This is a genomic window from Bradyrhizobium sp. LMTR 3 (genome assembly GCF_001693485.1).
Classification (GTDB): domain Bacteria; phylum Pseudomonadota; class Alphaproteobacteria; order Rhizobiales; family Xanthobacteraceae; genus Bradyrhizobium.
In genome coordinates, this window is the sequence record NZ_MAXC01000018.1 from 57,943 (window position 1) to 64,206 (window position 6,264).

2 protein-coding genes and 4 pseudogenes are annotated in these 6,264 nt (G+C 58.7%); all 6 read right to left on the reverse strand.

Features of this window, described 5'->3' with window-relative positions; genetic code table 11:
• Positions 1-5 precede the first annotated feature (5 nt).
• The 6 genes and pseudogenes from LMTR3_RS39305 to LMTR3_RS40280 all read right to left on the reverse strand — a co-directional run bounded on the left by LMTR3_RS39305 (position 6) and on the right by LMTR3_RS40280 (position 5,808).
• Positions 6-404 carry a transposase gene (locus LMTR3_RS39305; protein WP_502686646.1) on the reverse strand — a complete coding sequence of 133 codons (399 nt, stop codon included), beginning with the start codon at positions 402-404 and terminating at the stop codon, positions 6-8.
• A 21-nt stretch (positions 405-425) separates the two neighbouring features.
• Positions 426-1,852 (reverse strand): annotated as a pseudogene (locus LMTR3_RS16455) (transposase); the annotation flags it as partial.
• Positions 1,853-1,907: 55 nt separating this feature from the next.
• Positions 1,908-2,691: pseudogene (locus LMTR3_RS39310) on the reverse strand (IS256 family transposase); the annotation flags it as partial.
• A gap of 225 nt (positions 2,692-2,916) precedes the next feature.
• Positions 2,917-3,725: pseudogene (locus LMTR3_RS16465) on the reverse strand (tyrosine-type recombinase/integrase).
• A gap of 787 nt (positions 3,726-4,512) precedes the next feature.
• Positions 4,513-5,069, reverse strand: a pseudogene (locus tag LMTR3_RS39315) (IS3 family transposase); the annotation flags it as partial.
• Positions 5,070-5,385: 316 nt separating this feature from the next.
• Positions 5,386-5,808 carry a transposase gene (locus LMTR3_RS40280; protein ID WP_084029662.1) on the reverse strand — a complete coding sequence of 141 codons (423 nt, stop codon included), beginning with the start codon at positions 5,806-5,808 and terminating at the stop codon, positions 5,386-5,388.
• Between the last annotated feature and the right edge of the window lie 456 nt (positions 5,809-6,264).

Consider the following 6,264-nt stretch of genomic DNA (forward strand, 5'->3'; position numbering starts at 1 on the left):
GGCGGCTAAGGGGGCTGATCGACACTTTGGTCATCGCGCCGATCCCGGAAAACGCGAGCCGAACTGAATGGCGAACTGCCCTGTGGCGGCAGCCGCCACCTCAATCCAGCGTTCTTGATGGCGAGATAAAGCAGCTTCAACGCCGCCTCGTCGATGGGAACGCTGCAGCGGGTCTTGATGATCTTGCGCAAGCTACGGTGCAGCGCCTCGACCGCGTTGGTGGTATAGATCATTTTGCGGACGCCGGGAGCGAACGCGAAGAACGGCACGACCTGTTCCCAGGCGCGGCGCCAAGCCTGGCCGATCGCCGGATAGCGCTTGGCCCATTCGGCCTCGAACTCCTCGAGCCGGACCAGCGCCATGTCGGCATTCTCGGCCCGGTAAATTGCCGTGATGGCAGGCAAGATCGCCTTGCGATCTTTCCAGGCGACGAACGCCAGGCTGTTGCCGATTAGGTGCACGGGGTCGTTGAAGAAGCCCGTTCTTTGGATTGACTCGCGTCCTTGCCAGATGCGGGCGCGCCGCTGTAGCGTAGGGAGGAACACCAGCAAAATGGCGAAGAGTGCTGCGGCCAACCGCTTCAGATTGACAGCAGCGGCAGTCAGGAAAGCTTGGATGCGCATGTTGTCTCTGCCACGACGGATGGCGCGAGCGAGACCGTGCCAAGTCTTGGCTTCGCCATGCACCCCCTCGACTCGCCAACGATGTCGCTGATAGAAATGGTGTTCATGGTTTCCCCATCTGAGCCTCTTGCGCCGCGCTCGAAGCAACGATGGGTGGTTAATATTGAATACGACCACACGGCATGGCGGGAGAGGGGCTCACGCAACGTGGCGCAGGGGACAGGCCCGACAGCCTTCGCGATTCGCATGGAAGTGTTGAAAAGAGCCCCGTTGCAGCTTGCCTTGGGCCGTAGGATCTTCCAGTTGGACAGCGCACCAGGTTGTGCTTGACATCCAGCCTAAAGACGCCGCGTCGGCATGACCTTGCCAGGTTGCCGCTCGGCCTTGGCCGGTACGATGGCGTCGATCTGGCGGTCCTCCAACGCCCGAAAAAGCTTGGCATAGGCATAGCCTGCATCCATGGTCGCCGTCTTAATAGCGACACCGGTTGTCATGGCGATGGCATCGAGCTGAGCTTCTACGGCCATACCTTCGTTCTCTTCGCCGGTCGTCACCTCGACGTCGACAACGACGCCCTTCACATCATCGACAGCCGCATGTTGTTTGTAGGAGGGTTCGAGACGGCGGTTACGACCGTTCGTCGCCATAGTCGCATCGGGTCGGTCGTGCAGATCTTTCTGTATTTGCCGCTCTGACGGTCTTCCCATTCGAACTCGCATGGATTGGCCGCCTCTACGTCGGCAACATTGCGCACTGCCAAAGCGTCCCAGCTCACATTCGCGGATCAGCGATGCATCGATATGAACGATCTCGCCGGTCGCAATCCTGGCTGCGATGCACGCCCTCACCGTGCGCTTGAAGATGTTGCGAGAGCGATCGGCACCCCAGCGCTGGCGAATGCGCGTCAGCGACGAGTAGTCGGGCAGCAGCTCGTGCAAACCGTAGCCCACGAACCAACGTATCGCGAGATTGACCTGCGCCTCGCGCAGCAGCCGTCGGTCATGGATGATTCCCAGCAGAAAGCCGGCAAGCATAGGCCGAACAGCCACTTCCGGGTTGATCCCCGGGCGTCCGTTGTCTGTGCAGTAGAGATCGGCGACCTCGTCACGCAGCCACGAGAGGTCCAACACGCGATCGACGCGAGAGAGGATGTGGTCGTCTGGAAAGAGCTGTCGCAACGAACCGGTGATGAACAGCTCCAGCTGATCGCGCTTTTTCCGACCCAGCATCCTGCTCACCTCGCGAATCAAAGAGAACCGACGGGATCAGTGAATCTACGACCGCAGACTTTTTCAACGACCTCACGATGCAGGTCTGCACCACGATCTGCGGATGGACCGAGGCGATCGCCTCCGGAAAGCCCTTGAGCAACATCGACCACCGCCATCAGGATATCGTTGACGCCCCGTGTCTTCTGGTGGTTGATGACCTTGAGCCAGAATTTGGCGCCTTCGGTTTGCTCAATCCATAGGCCGAGGACCTCCTTCTCGCCGTCCGGATTGAGCGCCAGCGCGACATAGACGGCCTTGTTCTTGACCATGCTTCATCGCCAATCTTGACCCGCAGCGTCGAAAAACACCACCGGATAGACCCGCGTCGAGCGGGCGGGCTTGCCATTCCCGAACTTCATCGAGAACCGCGTCGGTCACCCGGCTGATCAAATCCCGCGAGACCTCGGCCCCATAAAGTTTTAGATAAATGCCCCTGGATCTCGCGCACTGTCATGCCGCGCGCGTAGAGGCTCAGGATTCGTTGTCGAAGCCGTCGAAAAGGGTTTGGCCCTTGGCGGCCATAGCGGCGCAAAGCTGCCTGCCCGGTCGCGTGGCACAGCCATGTCAATCTCGCCGTCCTCGGTCAGGATCGTCTTCGCGCTGGTTCCGTTACGGCTATTCCCGCTGCCGCGGCCGGCCGGGTCCCCCTTCTCGTAGCCAAGATGATCGCTCAGCTCCGCACCGAGCGCCCGCTCAATCAGGGTCTTCTTCAGCTGCTTGAAAAGCCCGTCCGCTCCTGTGAGGTCTTCAGGCTTCTCATATTTAGGAAGCAGTTGACCCAGCAGTTCAGGTGTAATCGTCGGTCGTCATGTGAGTCTCCTTGGTAAGGTAAACTCACAGAAACCTGCTTACACATTTTTTCTGACACCCTCAGTGGCCGCCGAGCACTGCCGTCCGACACACCGTGATGGCGCCATCACGCGTCGCTCGACACGGCCGAGATGACGGCACGTACCTGTCAAAAAACTTCGCCATGGCGGCGGAATACATTCGCCACCTCCAAAGGTGCCCACGGCGCCAAATCAGCCGGGCGGAACGACCTCCAGTCGCAGGCGATCAAGCGGACCTCGGGGTCTGGCTGATGTTTGGTGACGGCCTAGGTGTAGCGTGTTGTGCTCGACAGGCTGGCACGGCGAGCAGCACCTGGATGACGCGAATGTCGCGCCATTCTCCAAAAGACGGGTGGCGAAACTGTGCCGCAGCGTGTGCACCGTCACGTGCTTGCTCAAACCGGCTGCGATACGGGCTGAACGGCAGGCGGCGTGCAGCACGGTTCGATCAAGAGGCCGCTCGCCATCCCGACCCGGAAACAGCCAGCGTGTCGGTCGGGTCAGCCAATAGACCGGCAGAATCTTCAGAAGCTGTGGCGAGCATGACGTAACGGTCCCTGCCGCCTTTGCTCTGCTCGACCCGGATCACCATCCGCTGGCTACCGATATCCGCGACCTTCAGGAAAACGATCTCCGATACCTGAGTCCGGCGGCATAAACCGTGGTCTCTTCAGGCTCGGGATCGCCTCCAGGAAGCTCACCACCTCGTCGCCACTCAGCACGACCGGCAGCTTGCGTGGCTCTGGCGCGAAGGCGATGCGCTCTGGGATCGAGATGTGGCCGAGCATCACGCTGTAAAGAAAGCGCAACGCACAGACGATCTGGTTAAGCGCAGTCCATGATATCCCGGTCGCCACCAGATGGACCTGGAACGCGTGGACATCCTCCAAGCCCAGATGGTCGGGCGATCGACCAGAATCCCGGCTGAATTTCGGTAGTGCGTTGAGATACGATCGCTGCGTCGCCGGCGACAAGTTGTGGACCCTCATGTCCTCGATCATGCGTCGGCGGAGAGCGCTCACCTGGCCATCGGAAAACTCCTGTCTGAAGGGTTGGGCTCTGAAAACCCTCAATTCTCTCACAGAGGAGGCGCCGTTACTACTTTTCCTCAAATGCCGCGCCAGCGGCTTCGTTCAATCTTGAACATCAAATTGCAAGCTTCCGAGGTCTCACCGCAAAGGCTTGCAGTCTCAACCGTGGCTTCGACCGGAAAATCGAGTCCCCCTCAATGGCTTGAAACATTTTCACGGTCGACAGATGCACTCCAGCACAAGCAAGAAAGAGCCTTGCTGCTCCCAATAAGGTGCCGTAGGCGGTTACTAGGCTGATATCGACGATTACTGTCTCTCGAAGGTAGATAATATGGACTTGAAAAAAGATGACCTAAGCCCCCACTCGAAAGCGCGGTCGCTTTCGCGTTGCTGGGGGCGATAAGGAACGCTGCCGCAATTGAGAGAGCCAATGTCGAAAACGCGAGATACCCGAAGATCGTGCAAGCAAACTCTCTGCGGGTAAGCAGTTCAGTGATGCGATTGCCATCATGGTCTTTGCTCACTAACGCGATCGGGCCCGCCGTAACCGTTTTGTCAAGTTCCGGGTGCGAAAACGTCGCGGCGGCAACACAGCGCCGGGACATAAAGTCCTATCAGCGCCGAGGTCAGCCTTTGCGAACATTGCCTTCGCTCGAGTTCTTCGTTGATCTTGTCTATGCAGGGATCCGGCGGGTTTGCTAAATCTATCGGCTCAGAGCGGAAAAAAGGTGATCTTCCCCCAAAAAAGTGGACAGGGTTAAGCTGCTTTTAGCTCCATCTCGATCGGCGAGGTATATCCGATGGCGGAGTGGAGTCGGGTCCAATTGTAGAAGCCCTCGATAAAAGTGAAGATATCGCGCTGGGCGTCGGCTCGGGTGTCATATTGGCGATGATGAACGAGTTCGGCCTTCAGGGTATGGAAGAAGCTCTCCATCGGGGCATTGCCGTGCAATTGGCTTTGCGGCTCATTGAGCCGATGATGCGGGCGGCCGACAGGACCGCACGATACTCGTGTGAGGCGTATTGCACACCGCGGTCGGAGTGATGGATCAACCCAGCCTCCGGCCGCTGCTGCTGGATCATCAACGCGCACGAGACGAGTTCGGCACGCATGTGATCCCGCATCGCCCAACCGACGATCTTGCGGCTGAGGAGGTCCATGATGGCAGCCAGGTAAAGCCAGCCCTCTGCAGTCGGAACTTAGGTGATATCGGCGAGCCAGATCCGGTTCGGAGCTGCGGTTGCAAAGTTACGATCAATAAGGTTCGGCGCGATCGGCAGGCCATGACGGCTGTCGGTCGTGCGAACCCGGCGCGATCATGCCATGATGGCTTGGCATGCGTGACCCTGCCGGCCACCGCCAGCCATGTCGGTTCTTCCATGGTGGCGTGGCCCATATAGCAAAGCTTGGCCTGCCGTCCGACCGCCTTGCGATAGAGCCTGCTGTCTGGGTCGCGGGTGCTTGCATGGGTGTCGTTTCTTGCGCTTCTGGCCGCGGAAATGGCGCCATCATCATTGTCACCACTACCGTCTTTGGGACGAAAGCTCTTCTGTGATGCCCAGGCTTCGATCAGCGTTCCGTCCACCGAAAAATGCTCGTTCGACAATAGTGGCTTGACCTGAGAATGGTTCAGAAGCGGGGTGAACTTCGTGAATGCATCGCCGTTCTACAGCCGCTCCCGGTTCTTGGTGAAGGTGGTCGGATCTCAGACCGGATCGTCCGCGACACTCCCACGAGCCCACGATACAAAAGATTGTAGTCCAGTTGCTCCATCAACTGGCGTTCCGAGCGGATGCCGTAAAATACCTGCAGCAGCAAGGCGCTCAGCAATTGCTCCGGAGGGATCGAAGGACGTCCCTCCCGGGCGTAGAGCCTCCCGAGGCTGCGGTTCAAATCACTCACAACATCTCGGACAAGTTCCCGCACCTTCCGCAGCGTATGGTTGGCTGGCACACGCTTACCCGGCGCGATGTACGGAAAATAGGCTGTCCTGATCCGTAAACCTGCCGCGCATGATCGCCTCCGCCGATTCGAGATGATAAAGTGAATCATCAAGCCTCCTCCATGGCGAGGGGGTTCTTCAGCAGACTGCTAAAGCGGCGAGGACGTAGCTGGCTACGGTCCGTCGGCGCAACCGGAGACGAGACGGTCATGACGGGCTCAATAACCAGCCGATCAGCCGCACGCTGAGAAGCCAACAGGGGCGCTCTTTCTGGTGCTACTGGGTGCGCCTTATCGATGGCGAACTTCGGACACCGGGGAGCCAAGCCGATCGAGGAGCTCACCCAAGGCGTTCGCTTCCACCCAAGCTTTAGCCGCAAGGTTTCGGCACATGTCCCATACAACAGTGTTGCCGATAGCCAGATCGTCCTAATGTTTAACAATTCAGTGCGGCATCAGCCTGTTCATTGGAGAGGTCGATGAAACGAGTAAGGTGGGATGGTCAATTCGATCTGAAAGCCGACGGCTTGGTCCCCAAAAATTCCTCGGTAGAGCAAAAACCAAAAA